General features: G+C 64.9%; 15 protein-coding genes. 1 reads left to right on the top strand and 14 read right to left on the bottom strand.

Translation table 11 applies throughout. The features are described from left to right. Positions 1 to 322 precede the first annotated feature (322 nt). From tilS to VFG49_RS13435, 6 genes are all read right to left on the bottom strand, one after another. Positions 323 to 1,612, bottom strand: a complete 1,290-nt coding sequence (gene tilS, locus VFG49_RS13460) for a tRNA lysidine(34) synthetase TilS (RefSeq protein WP_324861309.1) — start codon at positions 1,610 to 1,612, stop codon at positions 323 to 325. After that, a complete protein-coding gene (locus VFG49_RS13455; protein ID WP_324861307.1) occupies positions 1,605 to 2,357 on the bottom strand; it encodes an NYN domain-containing protein in 753 nt (250 codons plus the stop codon). Before VFG49_RS13455 ends, tilS begins: the two co-directional genes overlap by 8 nt. A gap of 196 nt (positions 2,358 to 2,553) precedes the next feature. Then, positions 2,554 to 3,510 carry an acetyl-CoA carboxylase carboxyltransferase subunit alpha gene (locus VFG49_RS13450; RefSeq protein ID WP_324861304.1) on the bottom strand — a complete coding sequence of 319 codons (957 nt, stop codon included), beginning with the start codon at positions 3,508 to 3,510 and terminating at the stop codon, positions 2,554 to 2,556. A 155-nt stretch (positions 3,511 to 3,665) separates the two neighbouring features. Further along, a complete protein-coding gene (dnaE, locus tag VFG49_RS13445) occupies positions 3,666 to 7,223 on the bottom strand; it encodes a DNA polymerase III subunit alpha (RefSeq protein ID WP_324861302.1) in 3,558 nt (1,185 codons plus the stop codon). A gap of 82 nt (positions 7,224 to 7,305) precedes the next feature. Next, positions 7,306 to 7,839: a TlpA disulfide reductase family protein gene (locus VFG49_RS13440; RefSeq protein ID WP_324861301.1), complete on the bottom strand. Its 534-nt coding sequence runs from the start codon at positions 7,837 to 7,839 to the stop codon at positions 7,306 to 7,308. A gap of 40 nt (positions 7,840 to 7,879) precedes the next feature. Then, entirely contained in the window at positions 7,880 to 9,358 is a 1,479-nt protein-coding gene (locus VFG49_RS13435; RefSeq protein WP_324861299.1) for a GGDEF domain-containing protein, read from the bottom strand. Between the two features lie 215 nt (positions 9,359 to 9,573). On the opposite strand from VFG49_RS13435, the gene VFG49_RS13430 reads away from it, so the two are divergent. Then, positions 9,574 to 11,013 (top strand): amino acid permease, encoded by a 1,440-nt coding sequence (locus tag VFG49_RS13430; protein WP_324861297.1) that lies wholly within the window; start codon positions 9,574 to 9,576, stop codon positions 11,011 to 11,013. A gap of 51 nt (positions 11,014 to 11,064) precedes the next feature. Here the strand turns inward: VFG49_RS13430 and VFG49_RS13425 are convergent, their stop codons facing one another. The 8 genes from VFG49_RS13425 to rseP form a co-directional block, all read right to left on the bottom strand. Continuing rightward, positions 11,065 to 11,268: a hypothetical protein gene (locus tag VFG49_RS13425; RefSeq protein ID WP_324861295.1), complete on the bottom strand. Its 204-nt coding sequence runs from the start codon at positions 11,266 to 11,268 to the stop codon at positions 11,065 to 11,067. A gap of 421 nt (positions 11,269 to 11,689) precedes the next feature. Beyond that, the gene (locus VFG49_RS13420) at positions 11,690 to 12,337 is read right to left on the bottom strand and encodes a ribonuclease HII (RefSeq protein WP_324861293.1); all 648 of its coding nucleotides are present in this window, start codon (positions 12,335 to 12,337) and stop codon (positions 11,690 to 11,692) included. Next, positions 12,330 to 13,541, bottom strand: a complete 1,212-nt coding sequence (lpxB, locus tag VFG49_RS13415; RefSeq protein ID WP_324861291.1) for a lipid-A-disaccharide synthase — start codon at positions 13,539 to 13,541, stop codon at positions 12,330 to 12,332. Before lpxB ends, VFG49_RS13420 begins: the two co-directional genes overlap by 8 nt. A 70-nt stretch (positions 13,542 to 13,611) precedes the next feature. Then, on the bottom strand, positions 13,612 to 14,385 hold the full coding sequence (gene lpxA, locus VFG49_RS13410) for an acyl-ACP--UDP-N-acetylglucosamine O-acyltransferase (RefSeq protein ID WP_324861289.1): 774 nt from the start codon (positions 14,383 to 14,385) through the stop codon (positions 13,612 to 13,614). Further along, positions 14,382 to 14,855 carry a 3-hydroxyacyl-ACP dehydratase FabZ gene (fabZ, locus tag VFG49_RS13405; RefSeq protein WP_324861287.1) on the bottom strand — a complete coding sequence of 158 codons (474 nt, stop codon included), beginning with the start codon at positions 14,853 to 14,855 and terminating at the stop codon, positions 14,382 to 14,384. Before fabZ ends, lpxA begins: the two co-directional genes overlap by 4 nt. Then, positions 14,848 to 15,876, bottom strand: a complete 1,029-nt coding sequence (gene lpxD / locus VFG49_RS13400; protein WP_324861286.1) for a UDP-3-O-(3-hydroxymyristoyl)glucosamine N-acyltransferase — start codon at positions 15,874 to 15,876, stop codon at positions 14,848 to 14,850. Before lpxD ends, fabZ begins: the two co-directional genes overlap by 8 nt. Before the next feature lie 113 nt (positions 15,877 to 15,989). Continuing rightward, a complete protein-coding gene (gene bamA, locus VFG49_RS13395; protein WP_324861284.1) occupies positions 15,990 to 18,440 on the bottom strand; it encodes an outer membrane protein assembly factor BamA in 2,451 nt (816 codons plus the stop codon). A gap of 202 nt (positions 18,441 to 18,642) precedes the next feature. Further along, positions 18,643 to 19,989, bottom strand: a complete 1,347-nt coding sequence (gene rseP / locus VFG49_RS13390; protein ID WP_324861282.1) for an RIP metalloprotease RseP — start codon at positions 19,987 to 19,989, stop codon at positions 18,643 to 18,645. Positions 19,990 to 19,996: the final 7 nt, after the last annotated feature.

Here is a 19,996-nt window from a genome sequence, read left to right as displayed (position 1 = left end):
CAATCTGCGAGCGGGGAAAGTCGCGCTTGGCGTGCGATATGCATCGTGTTTTCTTGTAAGGCAGGTCGGGGCGTCGTGACCGGGTGGCGGACAGTTTCACTATCGGGGCACGCCGTTTTCGGTTGTACGGAAGCGTGTTGTGCATGGCGAGCTGGTGCAGGGAAGCTGATGCGCTGCCGCCCCCCACAGGGGGAATAAACGGGAGCTCACCGCACCCGCCTTTTCTTTTTTTGTGGGAGCGCACCCTGTGCGCGACAGCCTGCGGAGCGAAGAAACCGCGACCCCAGTGGCCTTCCACCTGCCACCAGTTCAAGTGCGCTACTTACCAGGCCGGGCTCCAGCGTGGCCTGGCTTCGCCCAGCAATGCCTCGCCACGGGCGGTCAGCCAGCGATCGCCCACGCCGATCAACTCGTCACCGGCGTACAGCAACGGGCACGCCAGGCGGCGCCAGGGAGGCATACCGCTCTGCTGCAAGAGATCACGCAGTTCGCGCGTGTGAGGATTGCGTGCGGGGCGCAGGTGTTCGCCACCGCGGCGCAGGCGGATTTCCAGCGGTTGGGCCAGCACGGCGGCCGGTTCCATGCTCAGGCTGCCGCCATCGGGCAGGGCGATGGGTTCGCCATGCCACGCCGCCTGCCATTGCGGGTCGATGGATGGTTGGGGCGGTAGCGCCCACAGCCGTCCCTTCCACACGTGGAGTTCGGCACCAGGCCAACGAATGCGTGGCAGCTGGCCGTCACGGGCGACGCACTGGCGTTCGATCTGTGCGCGCTGTGCGGCGGTCGGAGCCGGCAGGCCTCGTGCATGCAGCCATTCGTCCAGCAACGGGTGGCGCAGGGCGGGCGCGAGGGCCAGCCAGCCATGGGCATCGAGACTGCCGGTCGTCGGGTCTTGCAAGGCAGTCAGGGCGGCGCGCCACTGCTGCGCGAGAGCCAGTGTTGCCTCGCGGCTGTGGCGAGCGCTGTGCACGATGGAGTCCACCGCCTGCGGCCAATGCTGGCTCAGGCGAGGAAGGATCTCGTGGCGGAGGAAGTTGCGCGACAGCCGGTGATCGCCGTTCGATGGATCTTCGATGCACGGCAGGCCGTGGTCCAGCACATACTGGCGCATCCCATCGCGTGGCATGTCCAGCAACGGACGCCAAAGCGTGCCTTGTCCCAACGGACGCATGGCTCGCATGCCGCCGAGACCTTCCGGGCCGGCACCGCGCAGCAGTTTCAGCAGCACGGTTTCCGCCTGGTCATCGCGATGATGCCCCAGCAGCAGGCGTTCGCCATCGCGCAACGACAAGGCGAAGGCGCGATAACGCGCGTCGCGTGCCGCCGCTTCGAGCCCGTATCCGCGCGCGTGATCGATTTCGACGCGCAACACCATGCACGGGATGCGCCACTCCTGCGCGAGTTCACGGCAATGCGTCGCCCATGCATGGCTCTGTGCGTGCAGCCCATGGTCGACATGCAAAGCGCGCAGTCCGCGTGCGTGGGCTTCGGGCAGCTGGGCAAGCGCGTGCAGGAGTGCGGTGGAGTCGGGCCCGCCGCTGTAGGCCACGCACAGCGAACCTTGTGGGTGTTCCCGCAGGGACCGTTGCAGGGTGTCGACGAGCCTATTCACGAGGTGGCGATTTCTTCGTCTTGTTGCGCACATAGATCACCTTGGGCCGGCCCTCGCCAGGGCTGCGGCGATCTATCTCGAACAGCGTGGTGGCGGTGATCAGTTCGCTGAGCTTGTGATATCCGTAGCTGCGCGCGTCGAAGTTGGGGCGCTGCTTGGTGATGATGGAGCCCACGCCACCGAGTGCTGCCCAGCCATCGTCGTCGGAGGCCGCTTCCACGGCATTGCGCAGCAGGTTCACCAGGCTGGAATCCTGCTTCAGCTGTGCCGCCGTGCGTGGCTTGAGCGGCTGCTCTTCATCGGGTTTGGCCACCAGGATGTCGGTGTAGATGAACTTGTCGCACGCGGCGACGAAAGGATCGGGTGTCTTGCGCTCGCCGAAGCCATACACGATGAGCCCCGACTCGCGGATGCGCGCGGCCAGCCGGGTGAAGTCGCTGTCGCTGGAGACGATGCAAAAACCGTCCAGACGTCCGGAATAGAGCAGGTCCATCGCATCGATGATCATCGCCGAGTCGGTGGCGTTCTTGCCGCTGGTGTAGCCGAACTGCTGCATCGGCTGGATCGACTGCGTGAGCAGTTGCTCCTTCCAGCTCTTCAAGTGGTTGGACGTCCAATCGCCGTACGCACGCTTCACGTGCGCCGTCCCGTACTTGGCCACTTCGGCGAGCAGTGCCTCGGCGATGGCTGGTTGGGCGTTGTCCGCATCGATGAGGACGGCGAGCTTGGTGCTGTCGGTGGCCATGTCGCGATTCCCTGGCGGCGATGCCGTGGATGGTAGCGCGGTGGCGTGACCGGACGGTGAGGCGGGTGGCGTTGCCTGGCGGTGGACGCCAGTGGACGAAAGGGATGCGGCCTTACTGCTTCGCGACGTCCCCTTGGCGGATAGGCTTATCGCGCACAGGGTGCGCTCCTACAGGCCAACGCCGCGTGGGACGGGGTTATTCGATGTACGCGCCGTAGCCGCGCAGGCGCTTGTAGCGTTGCTCCAGCAGGTCGGCCGTCGGCATCGCTTCCAGCTCGTCGAGCTGGTTCATCAGCACGGCTTTCAGGCGCACGGCCATCGAATGCGGGTTGCGATGGGCACCGCCCAACGGCTCGCGTACGACCTTGTCGACCAGGCCCAGCTCCAGCAGGCGGGGGGCGGTGAGGCCCAGCGCTTCGGCAGCGTCCTTGGCCTTCTCGGCGCTCTTCCACAGGATGGAGGCGCAGCCTTCGGGCGAAATCACCGAGTAGGTGGAGTACTGCAGCATCACCGTGCGGTCGCCAACGCCGATGGCGAGCGCGCCGCCGGAGCCGCCTTCGCCGATCACCGTGCAGATGATGGGTGTCTTGAGGTCGGCCATTTCCAGCAGGTTGCGCGCGATGGCCTCGGACTGGCCGCGCTCCTCGGCGCCGACGCCGGGATAGGCACCCGGGGTGTCGATGAGCGTGAACAGCGGCAGGCCAAAGCGCTCGGCCATCTTCATCAGGCGCAGTGCCTTGCGATAGCCCTCGGGACGCGGCATGCCGAAATTGCGGCGCACCTTGCCCTTGGTGTCGCGTGCCTTCTGGTGGCCGATGATCATCACCGAACGACCGTTGATGCGGCCCAGGCCGCCCACGATGGCGGCGTCGTCCGCGTACGCGCGGTCGCCGGCCAGTTCGTGGAATTCGTCGCATATCACGCTGATGTAGTCGAGCGTGTATGGGCGGCCCGGATGACGCGACAACTGGGTCACCTGCCACGGCGTGAGGTTGCGGAAGATCTCGTTGGTCTTGAGCTTCAGCTTCTCGCGCAGGCGGCCGACTTCTTCGTCGATGTTGAACGCCTGCCCGTGGCTGGCATGGCGAAGCTCTTCAATCTTCGCGTCCAGTTCGGCGATCGGTTGTTCGAAATCGAGGAAGTTGGGATTCATTCGATGCAGTTTGAGACACGGAAGCGCGGCAGTATACCGGGCTGGGAAAAATCGCGGGAACGGGGGCGTATGGGAGAGCCAAGGACAACAGAGGGAAGCGTGAGAAGTGGGAGCCAGCCCGCTTTCTCTCACTCTCTTAACTCACTTCTAATAATTCAGTCGCCGCGCGGCCTGTCATCCGTCTTCACGATACGCAGCTTGGCCGCCTCCACCCCAGGCACCGCCCGGATGGCCCGCAGCAGCTCGGGAATGGCATCCACTCGCCAGTCCTCACCCAGTTCCAGGTCGGCCTGGGCGTTCTTATTGTGATAGCCGTAGAGAACCACGCTGGCACGTCCACCGCGATAGCCGGCGAGGACGCGGCGCAGGTCGTCGATGAAACCGGGGCCGACGCCATTCAGTTTCAAACGAAGCAAGCGGGCGTAGCGGCGGCAGGCATCGCCAAGGCTCAGCGCGCTGCGGGCACGCAGGGCGAAGCCGCCGCCGGAGAAATCGTCGATGCGCAGGCCACCTTCGACCACCAGCAACTCGTCGCGGACCAGCAGCGGAGCGACCTGTTGGTACAGCTCGCCGAAGAAGCTCACCTCGATGATGCCGGTGCCGTCTTCGAGTCGGACGAAGGCGTCGCTTTCGCCGCGCTTGCGCACAGCGGTGACCATGCCGGCCACCGTCCACGGCGTATCCGGGCCGCGGCGGAAGCGATTGTTGTCGCCGTCGTCGTTCTTGCGCGGCTTGGGCGGCTGATAGCGGTCGGCGATCTCGCCCAGCGGGCAGGTGGAGAGCTGGGCCAGTTCTTCCTTCCACGGATCGGTGGGATGGCCGGAAAGGTAATGGCCTAGCGTGTCGCGCTCGCCTTGCAGCAACTGCTCGAGCGGCCAGTCGGCCACGACCGGCAGGTCCACTTCCACTACCGGGGCCGTGCTTCCCATCATCGCGCCGAACATGTCGTTCTGGCCGCTCTGCGCGTTGCGCAGGTGCTGCTCGGCGGCCTTCATGGCGTTGGGCAACTGCGCCATGAGGCTGGCGCGGTTGGGCGCCAGCGCATCGAGCGAACCGGACAGGATCAGCGCTTCCAGCACGCGGCGGTTGAGCTTGGTCGAATCGACGCGGCGGCAGAAATCGGCGAGGTCCTTGTAGTCGCCGCCGCGCGCGTGCTCGTCCGCAATCGCCTCGCACGCGCCCTGGCCCACGCCCTTGATCGCGCCGAGGCCGTAGCGGATGACCTTCGGTTCCACCGCGACGAACATGAACTGCGAGGCGTTCACGTCCGGCGGCAAGACCTTCAGGCCGATCGCCTTGGATTCCTCGATGAAGGTCACCGCCTTGTCGGTGTTGTCCATGTCCGACGAAATCGTCGCGGCCATGAACTCGGCCGGGTAGTGCGCCTTCAGCCATGCAGTCTGGTAGGACACCAATGCATAGGCAGCAGCGTGCGACTTGTTGAAGCCGTAGCCGGCGAATTTTTCCATCAGGTCGAAGATGGAGTCGGCCTTGTCGCCGGTGAGCCCGTCCTTGGCGGCGCCTTCGCGGAACTTGGCGCGTTCCTTCGCCATTTCCTCGAGTTTCTTCTTGCCCATCGCGCGGCGCAGCAGGTCGGCGCCGCCTAGCGAATAGCCGCCCACGATCTGCGCCATCTGCATCACCTGCTCCTGATAGACCATGATGCCGTAGGTCTCTTTCAGGATCGGCTCGACGCGGGGATCGGGATACTCCACCGTCTCGCGACCATGCTTGCGCGCCACGAAGCTGGGGATCAGGTCCATCGGGCCCGGGCGATACAGGGCCACCAGCGCGATGATGTCCTCGAAGCGGTCGGGCCTGGCGTCCTTGAGCATGCGCTGCATGCCAGAGGATTCCAGCTGGAACACCGCCACGGTCTGCGCTTTTTTCAGCAACTCGTATGGCGCCGGATCGTCCAGCGGCAGCGCCGAGATATCCAGCGCTTCCTCGCCGCTCGCCGCGCGGCGAGCGTTGATGGCCTTCACCGCCCAGTCGATGATGGTGAGCGTACGCAGGCCGAGGAAGTCGAACTTCACCAGGCCGACGGCTTCCACGTCGTCCTTGTCGTATTGCGTCACTACACCCGCGCCACCCGGTTCGCAGTAGAGCGGCGCGAATTCGGTGAGCGGCCTGGGACCGATGACGACACCGCCGGCATGCTTGCCGACGCCACGCGTGAGGCTTTCCAGGCTGAGCGCCAGGTCGATCAGCGTGCGCGCCTCCTCGTCCTGCTCATACAGCTCGCAGAATTCCTTGACGATGCGATCGGGCTCTTTCTTGGCCTTCTCCGAGCGGCCCAGCGCGCATTGCAGCGTGAGATCGAGCGGTCGCGCGGGAATGAGCTTGGCGATGCGGTCGACCTGGTTATAACCCATGCCGAGCACGCGACCGGAATCGCGCAGCACGGCCTTCGCCGCCATCGAGCCGTAAGTGATGATCTGGCTGACGTGGTCGCGACCGTATTTGCGTGCGACGTAGTCGATCACCTCGTCGCGGCGATCCATGCAGAAGTCGATGTCGAAGTCGGGCATCGACACGCGTTCGGGGTTGAGGAATCGCTCGAACAGCAAGTCGAACTGGATCGGGTCCAGGTCGGTGATCTTCAATACCCACGCGACCAACGAACCCGCACCCGAACCACGTCCCGGGCCGACCGGGATGCCGTTCTGCTTACCCCAGTTGATGAAGTCCGCCACGATCAGGAAGTAGCCGGGAAAGCCCATCTTGATGATGACGTCCAGCTCGCGTTCCAGGCGTGTTTCGTATTCCTCCTGCGTGCGGCCGGGCGCGACGCCGGCAAACGCCAGTCGCTCCTTCAGGCCTTCGCGGGAAAGCTCTCGGATATAGCTGGCCAGGTCGTGGCCTTCGGGTACCGGGAAATCGGGCAGGTAGTAGGTGCCGAAGTTCAGTTCCAGCGTGCAGCGCTTGGCCAGCTCGAGGGTGTTTTCCAGCGCTTCGGGAACGTCAGCGAACAATGCCACCATTTCCTCGGGCGACTTCAGGTACTGCTGGTTGCTGTAGTCGCGCGAGCGCTTGGGATCGGCCAGCACGCGGCCCTGGTTGATGCACACGCGCGCTTCATGAGACTCGAAGTCTCCCTGCTTGAGGAAGCGCACGTCGTTGCTGGCGATCACCGGCAGATCGAGTTCGGTGGCCAGCCCCAATGCAGCGGCGTTCCAGTTTTCCTCGCCTTCGCGACCGGTGCGGGTGAGTTCCAGGTAGAGCCGATCAGCCATCTGCTGCGCGAACGGGCGCAGCCGTGCCGCCGCCGCGTCGATGCCCTGGTTCACCGCGATGCGGCCGACCTCGCTCTCGCGTCCCATCATGGCGATCAGGCCATGCGTCGCCTGCGGCGTGAGCCACGCCATGTCGACCATCGCGCGACCGCTGTGCTGGCCGTCGCGCCAGGCGCGCGACACCAGGCGCGACAGGTTGAGGTAGCCCTCGTGGTTCTGGCAGAACACGGTGAGACGCCACGGACGCGGATCGTCCGGCGAGCTCACCCACAGGTCCGCGCCCCCGATCGGCTTGATGCCGGCCGCGCTGCAGGCCTTGTAGAACTTCACCAGCGCGAACATGTTGCTGTCGTCGGTCAGCGCCACTGCCGGAATGCCTGCGCGCACGCAGGCGTCGACCAGTCCCTTGATGCGGATGGTCGAGTCGACCAGCGAGTACTCGCTGTGCAGGTGGAGGTGTGCGAAGCGGACGGACATGGCGTGCGCGCAGGATGGAACGCCAGCCTACCGGCGTCGGTCCGACCGGACAAGAATTGACATCAGCCGCAATCCGTCCGGCTCAGGGCGCTGCGGCCGGCGTGGCTGGCGCTGGCTGGCTCAGCAGGCCGTCCACTTCGGCGAGGATCGCATCCAGCATGCTTTCGTCGTAACCCACATGGACCGCGGCGACGCGACCGTCGCGCCCGATCATCACCATGTGCGGAATGCCGTCGACGCCGTAGGGTTTGGCGATGTGCTGGTCCTTGGCGTCGAAGGTCAGGATCACGTCCAGGCTTTTCCAACTGCGGCGGATCTTTTTGAAAGTGTCCAGGTCGTCGTCGTGGCTGACGCCGACCACGGCCAGGTCGTTCGCGCCCTTCATCTTCTGCAGCGCGGCGAGTATCGGCATTTCCTTCATGCAGTAGCCGCACCACGACGCCCAGAAGGTGACGATCACGACCTTGCCGCGCAGGTCGGACACGTGCACGTCGTTGCCGTTGCGGTCACGGCCCAGGTAATCGGGCGGTACGTCGCCGGGGCCGGGGCGTGCCTGGCAAAGGGTGGCAGTCAACAACAGCATCAGGCACAGCGCCAGTCGTGCGTATCGGTGCATGGAAGTTCTCGTGTGGATGAATGAGTGCGCTGTCATTGCGTCAGGCCAGATCACGCGGCGCGGTATCGGCATCGTCGGCGACCTCATAGCGATTGCGGCCCAGGCTCTTGGCACGGTAGAGCGCGCGATCGGCCGCGTCGATCAGGTCGACGGCCTCGGTGCGCATGCCTTTCCGCTGGGTGGCGACGCCGATGCTCACGCTGAGGCGTCCCTGCGGGCTGCCTTCATGCGGAATATGCAGGCGCTCCACTGCCAGGATCAGCCGCTGCGCGATGGCATCGGCGGCATCGTGGCCCGTGTCGGCCAGCACCACGGCGAATTCCTCGCCGCCGTAGCGGGCCACCAAGTCGCCGCTGCGGAACAGGCTGGTGGTCAAGGCCCTTGCCACGCTCACCAGGCAGGCGTCGCCTGCGAGATGGCCATGGCGGTCGTTGAACTGCTTGAAATAATCGATATCGATCATCAGCAGCGAGCAGGGCAGGCGGCCTTCGCAGCTGGATTGCAGCGCCTCGCGCAGGCGCGCATCCATGGTGGTGCGATTGGCGATGCCGGTGAGTGGATCGCGTCCCACCTGGTGCTGCAACGATTCGTTGTCCAACTGCGCGGCGCGCTGCAGATCCAGATGCTGGTGCTGGATGAAGGCGACGCGCAGCCCGTAGAAGATCACCGACGCGGCCGCCACCGCCACGCCCGGCGCAAAGGCCACGCGCGAGACGTTGATGCCCAGCAGCAATACGCCGATGGAAAGCATGATGGGTGCGAAGAAGGCGATCGTTTGCGACGTGCGCATGCTGGGCCGCCAGCGACGCAGTAGCCGCGGCGGACGTCGGACCACCACGAGGGTGAGCGCGACGTACGGCAGGTCGACCATCAGCGTGATCCAGGTCGGCAGGCCCTGGAGTTCGATCCGGTTGTAGATGGCGGCCACCATGGCATTGACCAGCAGGTAGCTGGCCGACGCGAAGAACAGGAAGCGCAGGCGCAGGCCGCGCGCGCCCAGCATGCGCAGGATGGCCATGAAGGCCATCGAAAAATCGATGGCGTCCGCATGCCAGATGATCACGCTTATGTTCCCCGGGGAGTCGCCGGGAATGGCGCGGGTGATCAGCACATAGAGCATCACGCCGACCAGGCACGACATGACCAGGTCGAGCAGCCGAACCGGTGTGGGTTCGCTGCGTCCGTGCGCCCGGACGAGGAGCAGCATCGCCGGGATCATGTAGAGCGCCGAGCAGACCACGCCGATCGCGCTGAGGTAGCCACCCTGGTCCTTGAGCACGGTGGCGAGCACGTTGATGGCCGCCCAGGCCACCTGCAGGCTGGCCGCCACGGCGAGGAGCAACCATGGCATGTGCAAAGGCTTCGGGTCGCGGCCACGGCGCGCCATGACGGCGGCGATGGCCACGCATTGCACGCCCATGGAAGCCAGCGCGGGGCCGATGCCGGCCGCAAGCATCCCGTGGCTGACGAGCGCCACGTGGACAAGCACCATGACCAGCAGTACCCCTGTAAGGCGCACGTTGTCGCTTCCGTCGAGCGGCAATGGAACGGACTGCGTGGGCTTACGCCCCCCCTGTGATTCCATGGTAGCCCCCGTGCATGACCGCCAACAACATGCGGTGGCGTCAGCGGAGACCTGACACCTCTGGCGGTTGCGGGTGGCCGCCGTGGCTGGCATGGTTCAGGACTTTCATGCACGAATGGCGGCCCGACGGGCTTCCGAAGGTACTGTCGATGTCACTTCTTCGCTCGCTATTTGCCGTCAAGCCCGTCGAGGCCTCGCTGTCTTCCAGCGACAACCTGCGGCGCACGCTGGGCCTCAAGGATCTGGTCGTGCTGGGCGTGGGCGCGGTGATCGGCGCCGGCATCTTCGTGATCACGGGCCAGGCGGCAGCCGAGCATGCCGGGCCCGCGTTGACGCTGTCGTTCGTGCTGGCGGGCCTCGCCGCGGCCCTGGCGGCGCTCAGCTATGCGGAATTCGCCGCCATGCTGCCGGTTTCCGGTAGCGCCTATGTGTACGCCTACGCGACCTTCGGCGAGCTGCTGGCCTGGTTCATCGGCTGGAACGTGGTGGCCGAATACTTGCTGGCGGTGTCATCGGTGGCGGTGGGCTGGTCTGGCTATGGCGTGGGGCTGCTGCACAGCATGGGCATCGACGTCCCCTCGGTGCTGGCCAATGCCCCCGTGTCGTTCCGCGACGGCCATTTCGTGGCCACCGGCGCCTGGATCAACCTGCCGGCGCTGCTGGTGGTCGCTGCCATCACCACGCTGCTCTATGTGGGCACGCGCCAGTCGACGCTCTTCGCCAGCGTCGTGGTGGTGCTCAAGGTGTTGGTGGTGATTCTCTTCGTGGTTTTCGGCCTGCAACACGTCGATACGTCGCTGTGGCATCCCTACGTGCCGGCCAACCAGGGCGGCGACCACTACGGGTGGGCGGGCGTCTTCCGCGCCGCCACCAGCGTCTTCTACGCTTACATCGGTTTCGATGCCGTGGCGACGGCAGCGCAGGAAACGCGCAACCCGCAGCAGAACGTGCCGGCCGGCATCCTCATTTCGCTGGCCATCTGCACCGTGCTCTACATCATCGTCGCGGCCGTGCTCACCGGTCTGGTTCCGTACGCGCAGCTGGCGACCGCCGAACCCGTGGCGACGGCCCTCGCGGCGCATCCATCGCTCGCCTGGCTGAAACTGCTTACCCAGGTTGGCGCGGTGGCAGGACTCACCTCGGTCATCCTGGTGATGCACATGGGGCTGGCGCGCATCCTCTACTCGATGGCGGGTGATGGCCTGCTGCCACGCATGTTTGGCGCCGTGCACGACCGCTTCCGCACGCCACACCGCACCACGGTGCTGGTGGGCCTCGTGGGTGGCTTGCTGGCGGCAGTTTTCCCGCTCAGCCTGCTGGGCGACCTGTTGTCGATGGGTACGCTGTTGGCGTTTTCCACCGTGTGCATCGGCGTGCTGGTATTGCGGCGCACGCATCCGCACCTGGCGCGAGGTTTCCGCGTGCCGGCGGCGCCGTTCGTGTGCTCGCTCGGCGTAGTGGTGTGCCTGTTCCTGCTGGCTCAGATGAACGCGGGCAACTGGATGTTGCTGGCCTGCTGGACCACCCTGGGCATGCTGATCTACATCGGTTACGGCTATCGCCACAGCCTCCTGCGCGGCCGCGGCTGAGCCTGCACGACGGCACGCGCAGCTGCGTACCGTCGTCCTGCATGCGCTCACTTAGCCTGAGATGTGGAAACGTCCATCTCCGGCCGAATTGTCGATGTAGTGATCCAGCCACCGGACCGAAAACGGGTGGCGGTCGTAGTCGACGTGGGCGTCGGCTGCCGACATGGGTTCCGGTGCGGGGCGCGGCGGTGTTGCCTCTACGGGGCCAGTATCCGGCGATGTGATGACGTCGCGCGGGCGGTTGGGAAGCGTCATGACACGACTCCTGCGTTGCACGTTGCGTTTCAAGGCCGCATGGCGGTAAGGGAGGCCACGCGGGTAGACCCGGCGTCCCTGCCTCGATGACATCCACCTTGCCAACCGCGTGCGTCTCGGGCCGGCGTGGGCTCGCTTGCTGAAGCGAGCCCGGTGGTGGCTTCCTTCATCTATTCGGATGCGGCGGCGGGCGAAAAGGTTGCCTCGGCGAAAGCTTGCTGTCGCGCGAAGGGCGATACAGGCCATCGAATCCTGACTCCGCAGGCGCCGTATCGCAGGTCACGGCTCCAGCGAAGTCAAAGCTAGTCTAGTCCCGTTGCATGCGCATGACGTGGGCCATAGGACATGCTGTCAGCGCCCGCAGTTGGCCTTCTTGATGCTTGGGATGAAGCGCTTGAATGGACGTCCAAACGGCGTGCGGTCAGAACAGCACGCCCTGGTCCACCAGCAATTTCACCGGCGCAAAGCTGCGCCGATGCTGGGGGCACGGCCCCAGGCGCTTGAGCGCGTCCAGGTGCGCGGGCGTCGCATAGCCCTTGTGGACGGCGAATCCATAGCCGGGATGAAGGCGATCAAGTTCGACCATCCAGCGGTCGCGCGTGACCTTGGCGAGGATCGAGGCGGCGCTGATCGCCGGTTCCAGTGCATCGCCACCGACGATGGCGCGTCCCGCGCAGGGCAACTCGCGGGGCAGCGCGTTGCCGTCGATCCACGCCTCGTGCGCCGACGGCGTCAGGCCCGACAGCGCGCGGCACATGCCGGTCATGGTGGCCTGGAAAATGTTGATGCGGTCGATCTCGTCCGCCGTCACCAGCACCACGCAATGCGCAAGCGCCCGATCGACAATCTTTTCGTAGAGCGCTTCGCGCCTGGCGTGCGTGAGTTTCTTGGAGTCGTCCAGTCCGCGTATGCGCGGGCGGCTCGGGTCGAGAATGACGGCGGCGACTGCCACGGGACCGGCGAGCGGACCGCGCCCCGCCTCGTCCACGCCGGCGACGAGACGCACCAGCGTGGCCACCTCGGGTTCGGCGACGGTGCTGACGGCGGCAACGGACTTCACGCTAGGCATGCTGGCGTTCCATCAGCTCTGCGACCGCCTCGGCGGCGAGGTCACCCGCATGGCCTTCCAGGTCACCGCGCAGCGCGTGATGCAGTTGCTCGAACACCGAGACGATGGCGCCGCGGCGCTCGCTGTCCTGGAATAACGCAAGCGTGGCTGCGGCCAGCTTCTCCGGCGTGAAATCGTCCTGCATCAACTCGGGCACCAGTACCACGTCGTCGCCCATGCCGCCGGCTCGCGCCAGGATGTTGGGCAGCGAATAGACGTCCGTCTTGAGCATGTTGAGCGCACGGGCGATGCGATAGCTCACGGGGGATACGCGGTAACCCACCACCATTGGGCGCTTGGCCAGCATGGCCTCGAGCGCTGCCGTGCCTGAGGCAAGCAGTACCACGTCGGCTGCGAGCATGGCTTCGTGCGCGTGGCCGTCCAGCAGCAGTGGCGCGTCATCGCCTGCGTTGTCGCCGAGCATCAGTTTCAGAGTGGCGTGCACGCGCTCATTGGCGGCCGGGATGATGACGCGCAGGCCTGGCATGCTCGCCGCAACGCGCTTGGCGGCGTCAACAAAGCCACGTCCGAGCTGCTTGATTTCCGAGGGCCGGCTGCCGGGCAGCACGGCGAGCACCGGCACATTCTGCGCAAGCTGGAGGAAGTCGCGCGCGCCGGCGCGGTCGGACACCATGGCGAAGCGGTCCGCCAGCGGGTGGCCAACGAAGCGGGCATCGACGCCATGCCTTGCATAGATGGCAGGCTCCATCGGGAAGAGGCACAGCACGCGGTCGGCGCTGCGGCCGATCTTCTCCGCCCGCTTTTCGCGCCATGCCCACACCGACGGGCTGACGTAATGCGCCGTGCGGACGCCGGCGTCGCGCAGGCGTTGTTCCACACCGAGATTGAAGTCAGGCGCGTCGATGCCGACGACGACAGCAGGCTTCGCCTTGACCAGGCGAGCCACGAGCTCCTTGCGCAATCGCAGCAGGCGCGGCAGGTGCGAAACGACCTCGGCGAAGCCGAACAGCGAAAGCTCCTTGATGTCGTACCAGGATTCAAACCCCTGGGCCTGCATGCGCGTGCCCCCGATGCCCACGAAGCGGGCGTCGGGATAGCGGCGGCGCAGCGCCACGATGAGATCGGCGCCGAGCTGGTCGCCGGAATCTTCGCCGGCAATCAAGGCGATCAGAGGTGCGTGCGATGTCGCTCCGACGTTGGGCATGTCGTTACATCAGCCCCCGGAGCCAGAGACAGCGCGCGGGTTTGGTTGGTTGATATGTGCGCAGCGCATATCAACGCGCGAGCGAGCGCTCGCTGCGATCCAGGAAGTCGAGCATCGCGCGCACGTCCTCGCTGTCCGCTGCCTGCGTCACCAGTTGCTCGCGTGCATCGGACAGGGTGAGTCCGGCCATGTACAGCGTGCGATAGGCGCGCTTGATCGCCGAGATGCGCGTGGCATCGAAGCCGCGGCGCTTGAGGCCTTCGCTGTTGATGCCGCGCGGGCGCCCGCGTTGCTCGTTGGCCATCATCACGAACGGCGGCACGTCCGAACCCAGCAGGCAGCCCATGCCGATGAAGGCATGCGCGCCGACCTTGCAGAACTGGTGCGCACCGGAGAACCCGGCCATCACCACCCAGTCGCCCACTTCGACGTGGCCGGCGAGGGCGGAATAGTTGGAGAACACCGTGTTGTTGCCGATCTGGCAGTCGTGCGCGACGTGCACGTAGGCCAGCAGCCAGTTGTCATTGCCGATGCGCGTGACACCACCACCATCGCCGGTGCCGCGGTTGATGGTGACGAACTCGCGGATCTGGTTGCGGTCGCCGATGACCAATTCGGTGCGCTCGCCAGCGAACTTCTTGTCCTGCGGCGCGCCGCCGAGCGAGGCAAACTGGCTGATGCGATTGTCGCTGCCAATGCGCGTGGGACCCTCGATCACCACGTGCGGTCCGATCACCGTGCCTTCGCCGACATGCACGTCGGCGCCGATCACGCTGTAGGCGCCGATGCTGACGTTGTTGGCGATGACGGCGGAGGGATCGATCTGCGCAGTGGGATGGATCATTTCTCGGACCTCGCGGCGCACATCAGCTCGCAGCTCGCCACTTCCTTGTCGCCGACCATGGTGCGCGCCTCGAACAGGCCCATGCTGCGAAGCAGGCGCTTGAGCGTTACTTCCAGGCGCAGCTGGTCGCCCGGCACCACCGGCGCATTGAAGCGCGCGTTGTCCACCTTGGCGAGATAGAACAGCGGGCTGCCCGTGTTGCCTTTCAGGCGGCTGGAAATCTGCGTGAGCAGGCCGGCGGCCTGGGCCATGGCTTCCACGATCAGCACGCCCGGCATTACCGGATGGCCCGGAAAGTGGCCCTGGAAGAACGGCTCGTTGATGGTCACGTTCTTGATGGCCACCACGCTCTTGTCGGGCACCAGTTCGATCACGCGGTCGACCAGCAGGAACGGATAGCGGTGGGGCAGCAGCTGCTGGATATGTTCCACAGTCACGGGAAGGTGGAAGGGCACGGTGAGCTCACTCATTGTTGCGGTCCTTCTCAAGCGCCGAAAGTCGGCGCGCGTATTCATCAAGATGCTTGAAACGCGCCGCATTGCGGCGCCACAGTCGGTTTTCCTGCAAGGGAACGCCCGAGGAATATTCACCGGGTTCGCGTATGGAGTGCGTGACCAGGCTCTTGGCGGTAATGGTAACCCGGTCGGCGAGCTCCAGATGGCCCAGCACGCCCGCGTTGCCGCCGATCATGCAGTAGCGGCCGATCCTGGCGCTGCCGGCCACCGCGGCGCAGCCCGCAAGCGCGGTATGTGCGCCGATGAAGACGTTGTGGGCGATCTGGATCTGGTTGTCCAGGCGCACGTCCTCTTCCAGCACGGTGTCGTCCAGCGCGCCACGGTCGATCGTGGTGTTGGCGCCGATTTCGCAATCGTCGCCGATGCGCACACCGCCTAGCTGGGGCAGCTTGATCCAGTGATCGCGGTCGAAAGCGAGGCCAAAGCCGTCCGAACCGATCACGGCACCCGGATGCACCAGCACGCGCTTGCCCAGCGTCACGCGAATGACCAAGGTCACCCGGGCCACCAGGCGTGATTGCGCGCCCACCACGCATTCCGGACCGATGATGCAGTGCGGGCCCAGGATCGCGCCTTCCTCCACGACGGCGCAGTCCTCGATCACGCAACCCGGACCGATGCTGGCGGTTGCTGCCACGCGCGCACTCGCGGATACGACGGCGCTCGGATGGATGCCTGCCGGTGCTGCCGAAAGTCGCTCGAACAGCGCGGCGATCTTGGCGTAGGCGACGTAGGGATCGCGTGCCACCAGCGCAGGAACGGGACTGTCGGCGACGTTCTCTTCGCGCATCACCACGACGCCCGCGCGCGTGCCAGCCAGTTGCGAGGCGTACTTGCTGTTGGAAAGAAAGCTCAGCTGGCTGGGGCCAGCGCCCGCGAGCGTGCCCACGCCATCAATGATGCGACTGCCATCACCGTGAAAGGTGAGATCGAACCGTCCGGCCAGCTCGGAAACAGTGGTTTGGAAAACACTCATGCTTGGCTCCCTGCAGTCGGGGCATTGTAGAGGCAGGCGCCGCAGGGCGCATGAAAAAAGAAGGCGCGGACAGGCCGCGCCTTCTTTCCTGGACCTTCCGGGCGGCTATGCCGTTAGAACTGGCTGCCGAAGGTGAACTGGATGCGCTCCTCGTAGTGACCATCGTCCGCCTGGGTGCGCAGCGGCACCGCGAAGTTGATGATCAGCGGGCCGATCGGCGCCTGCCAGTGCAGCGAGACACCCGTCGAGACACGCAGCGTCTTGGCGCTGAAGCTCTGGTAGTCCTGATAGGCGTTGCCGACGTCCACGAACCACGACACGCGTGCCGTGTTGATGTCCTTGAGGAAGGGCAGCGGCAGGTACAGCTCGGCCGTGCCCAGCACCTTGAATGCACCACCGATCGGCTGTGCGTAGGAGTAGTAGCCGCCGGTACAGGTGCCGTTCTTGTTCGGCTGGATCGGCGAGCCGTCAGCGTTGGTGCCCGTACACACGCGAGGACCGAGCGTGTTGTCCTGGAAGCCACGGACGTCGCGCACACCACCGGAGTAGTAGTTTTCCCAGAACGGGAAGGTGACCGGGTCGCCCTTCTGGAAGCTGGTGCCGCCGTCATAGTCGAAGGTCTGGCCATAAGCCTTGCCGTAACCGACCTGGCCGTCCACGTACAACACGAAGCCCTTGCCGATCGGCCAGTAGTGGTTCGCCTCACCGAAGATCTTGTAGTACTGCACGGTGGAACCGGGCAGTGCGATATCGGTGGACAGCGACAGCAGGCCGCCGCGCGTGGGCGCCCAGTAACCGTTGCGGGTGTCGTGCGTCCAGCCCAGCGTGGCATCCCAGGTATGGATGGTCTGGTGGCCCAGCGCGTTCTGGTAGTCGATCATGATCTGCGGTGAGTAGCTCACCGTAGTGACCGCGTTGTTGTTGAGCGTATCGATGTACTGGTACGCGAGGTTGATCTTGTTGCTGCTCAGGCCCAGTCCGGTACGGACGGTGTCCGTTTCCGAGATCGGGAAGCTGAGGAAGGTCGAGAACGACTTCATCGAACTTTCATAGTTCACGAAGTCGCTGTTGGTGTCGCCGTAGTTGCTCTTGGTGTAACCGGCGTTGTAGCCGATACCCACGCCGCTATCCGTAAGGTACGGATTGAAGTAGCTGGCGTTGATGGAGGTGGAGTAGTCGCTGCGCGACGCGCCCACGGTGAAGCTGTCACCGGTGCCGAGGAAGTTGTTCTGCGACACCGACGCGGACAAGATGATGCCCGAGTACTGCGAGTAACCCACGCCGAACATCAGGCTGCCGGCGGACTGTTCTTCCACCTTCGCGGTCAGGTCGACCTGGTCCTCGGTGCCGGGCACCAGGGCCTTGTCGATGTTGACCGTCTTGAAGTAGCCCAGGCGCTGCAGGCGGATCTTGGAGCGGTCGATCGCCGGCTGCGAGAACCAGCTGCCTTCCAGCTGGCGCATTTCGCGGCGCATCACGTCGTCTTCCGTGCGGGTGTTGCCCTGGAAGATCACGCGGCGCACGTACACGCGCTTGCCCGGCTCCACGTAGAGCGTCAGGTCGACGGTGCGCTTGTCCTTGTCCAGCTTCGGCACAGGCGTCACCTTGGCGAACGCGTAGCCGATGCTGGCGAGGATGCTCTTGATCGAGTTGGTGCTGGCTTCGATCGCCTTGCGATTGAAGGTGTCGCCCTTGTGCACGTACACCAGCTGCTTGAGCGAGTCCTCCGGAAGGATCAGCTCACCAAGCAGGTGCACGTCGGAGACGGTGTAGATGTCGCCTTCCTTCACGCTGGCGGCGATGTACATCGTGCGCTTGTCGGGCGCGATGGTCACCTGCGAGGAGTCGACGCCGAAGTCGGCGTAGCCGCGGTCCATGTAGTAGGACTGCAGCTTCTCCAGGTCGCCCGAGAGCTTCTCGCGCGAGTACTGGTCGTCCTTGGAATACCAGGACATCCAGTTGGTCGTGTCCGACTCGAAACCCTTGCGGATTTCCTTGTCGGTAAACGCCTTATTGCCGACGATGTTGATTTCCTTGATCTTGGCAACCTTGCCTTCGCGGATTTCGATATCGATCGCGACGCGGTTGCGGTCAAGGTTGGTCACGTGCGGCTCGACCGACACGTTGTACTTGCCGCGGTTGTAGTACTGGCGCACCAGTTCCTGCTGCACGCGGTCAAGCGACAGGCGATCGAAGGTCTCGCCTTCCGACAGGCCGATTTCCTTGAGGCCCTTGCGCAGATCATCTTCCTTGATGTCCTTGTTGCCGCGCAGGGTCAGCTTGGCGATGGACGGACGCTCCACCACCTTGATGACCATGATGTTGCCTTCGCGCTCGACTTCGACGTCGCTGAAGAACTTGGTCTGGTAAAGGGCGCGGATCGCGCGTTGGGCGCCATCGTTGGTAAGGCGGTCACCCTTGTTGATCGGCAGGTAGTTGAGCACCGTGCCGGTGGAAATGCGGCTGAGCCCGTCGATACGGATATCGGAAACGACAAACGGCTCAAAGGCGAGTGCGTTGGCGGTCAGTGAGGCAAGCAAGATCAGGGCGGCGATACGCTTCATCGTCGATTCCGTTGTTTTTATTTCGATGAGGCGGCCTGGACCGCCCCGATCAATGCGTGAAGCCAGGACAAGCCCAGCCTTGAAAAGGTACTTGCATCATCCCCGGATGCGTCGGGTAAACCATCGCCATGTCCCCGCGGCCTGCGCCGCAAATACACCTCGACCCCGCACGTCGCGCGACTTCCTGCAAAGTCGGCGCGCGTCACGAGGGAAGGAAGCGATGGATGTCGTTGTAGAAAGCCAGGCCCATTAACGTGAACAGCAAGACCATGCCGACATACTGACCGGCCATCATCGTGCGTTCGCTGACGGGACTGCCCTTGACCAACTCAATAAGGTAATACAGCAGCCAACCTCCGTCCAAGACGGGGATGGGCATGAGGTTGAGCACGGCGAGGCTGAGCGACACCAGCGCCAGGAACTCGATGAACCAGGCAGGGCCCATGCTGGCCGAGGCATTCGCCACCTGGGCGATGCCGATCACGCCGGACAGGTTCTTGGTGGAGGCCTGGCCACTGATCATCTTGCCGATCATGTTGAAGATCGACGCGGTGCGTTCCCAACTGGTCGAAAACGAGGCCTGGATGGCCTTGAGCGGGCCGTAATGGACCAGCGCCTGTTCCGGCTGCGGAGGACGAATGCCGATCTGCCACTGCACCTGATGGCCTTCGATGGATTTCCGCACCGCTGTCACCGAAAGCGTGATCGGCTGGCCGGCGCGCTCGATGGCGATGGTCAGCGTGGGCGACTTGGCCGCCTCGTTCTTGACCAGTTCGGCGAAGGCGTCGAAATCGCTGACTGGCTTGCCGTTAACCCCGACCAGGCGGTCGCCGCCGCGCATGCCCGCGGCCTGCGCGGGATCGCCCGCGGTGACCGTGGCCGCAATCGGCGGTGGCGGGGCAAGCTTCAGGCCCAGCTTGTCGAGGTACTGATCGATGCCCTGGCCCGCGGGAAGCTCCTGCAGCGGCAGCACGACATGGCGTTCGGTGCCGTCGGTGCCGCGCACGTCCATCGGCAGCGGCTCGCGACCGAGCATGGCGTTGGCCACCGCGTCCAGCGAATCGCTCCAGGTGGCCACTGGCTTGCCGTCGATGCGCAGCACACGATCGCCCGGATGGATGCCGGCCTGGGCGGCCATGCTCTGCGGTGCGGCGGTGACCAGGGGGGCCACGTCCGGCTTGCCCAGCATGAACATCAGCCAGAACGCGAACAGGGTGAAGATGAGATTGAACGCCGGACCGGCCGCCACGATCGCGATGCGCTGCCAAACGGGCTTGCCGGTGAACTCCTGGCCCGCAAGCGCGGGATCGACCTCACCTTCGCGGGCGTCCAGCATTTTCACGTAGCCGCCCAGCGGGATCATCGCCACCTGGTATTCGGTGCCGTCCTTGCCGATGCGCTTCCAGACCGCCTTGCCAAAGCCGACGGAGAAACGCAGCACCTTGACGCCGCACTTTCGTGCGACCCAGTAGTGGCCAAATTCGTGAAAGGTCACCAGCACGCCAAGCGTGACGAGCAACCAAAACACTGAGCCGAGGAGAGAATTCATCTGTGAG

It is taken from the genome of Dyella sp., from assembly GCF_035685885.1.
In the GTDB taxonomy this organism is placed as follows: domain Bacteria; phylum Pseudomonadota; class Gammaproteobacteria; order Xanthomonadales; family Rhodanobacteraceae; genus Dyella.
The sequence above is the reverse complement of the archived record's forward strand: the minus strand, read 5'-3'. Positions and strand labels throughout refer to the sequence as shown.

Bases quoted from the DNA above. Each gene is read 5' to 3' on its own strand.
- VFG49_RS13425 (WP_324861295.1), bottom strand. From the start codon at position 11,268: ATGACGCTTCCCAACCGCCCGCGCGACGTCATCACATCGCCGGATACT.
- fabZ (WP_324861287.1), bottom strand. From the start codon at position 14,855: ATGAGTGAGCTCACCGTGCCCTTCCACCTTCCCGTGACTGTGGAACAT.
- dnaE (WP_324861302.1), bottom strand. From the start codon at position 7,223: ATGTCCGTCCGCTTCGCACACCTCCACCTGCACAGCGAGTACTCGCTG.
- VFG49_RS13430 (WP_324861297.1), top strand. From the start codon at position 9,574: ATGTCACTTCTTCGCTCGCTATTTGCCGTCAAGCCCGTCGAGGCCTCG.
- VFG49_RS13450 (WP_324861304.1), bottom strand. From the start codon at position 3,510: ATGAATCCCAACTTCCTCGATTTCGAACAACCGATCGCCGAACTGGAC.
- lpxA (WP_324861289.1), bottom strand. From the start codon at position 14,385: ATGATCCATCCCACTGCGCAGATCGATCCCTCCGCCGTCATCGCCAAC.
- lpxB (WP_324861291.1), bottom strand. From the start codon at position 13,541: ATGCCCAACGTCGGAGCGACATCGCACGCACCTCTGATCGCCTTGATT.
- VFG49_RS13440 (WP_324861301.1), bottom strand. From the start codon at position 7,839: ATGCACCGATACGCACGACTGGCGCTGTGCCTGATGCTGTTGTTGACT.
- bamA (WP_324861284.1), bottom strand. From the start codon at position 18,440: ATGAAGCGTATCGCCGCCCTGATCTTGCTTGCCTCACTGACCGCCAAC.
- VFG49_RS13455 (WP_324861307.1), bottom strand. From the start codon at position 2,357: ATGGCCACCGACAGCACCAAGCTCGCCGTCCTCATCGATGCGGACAAC.
- lpxD (WP_324861286.1), bottom strand. From the start codon at position 15,876: ATGAGTGTTTTCCAAACCACTGTTTCCGAGCTGGCCGGACGGTTCGAT.
- VFG49_RS13420 (WP_324861293.1), bottom strand. From the start codon at position 12,337: ATGCCTAGCGTGAAGTCCGTTGCCGCCGTCAGCACCGTCGCCGAACCC.
- rseP (WP_324861282.1), bottom strand. From the start codon at position 19,989: ATGAATTCTCTCCTCGGCTCAGTGTTTTGGTTGCTCGTCACGCTTGGC.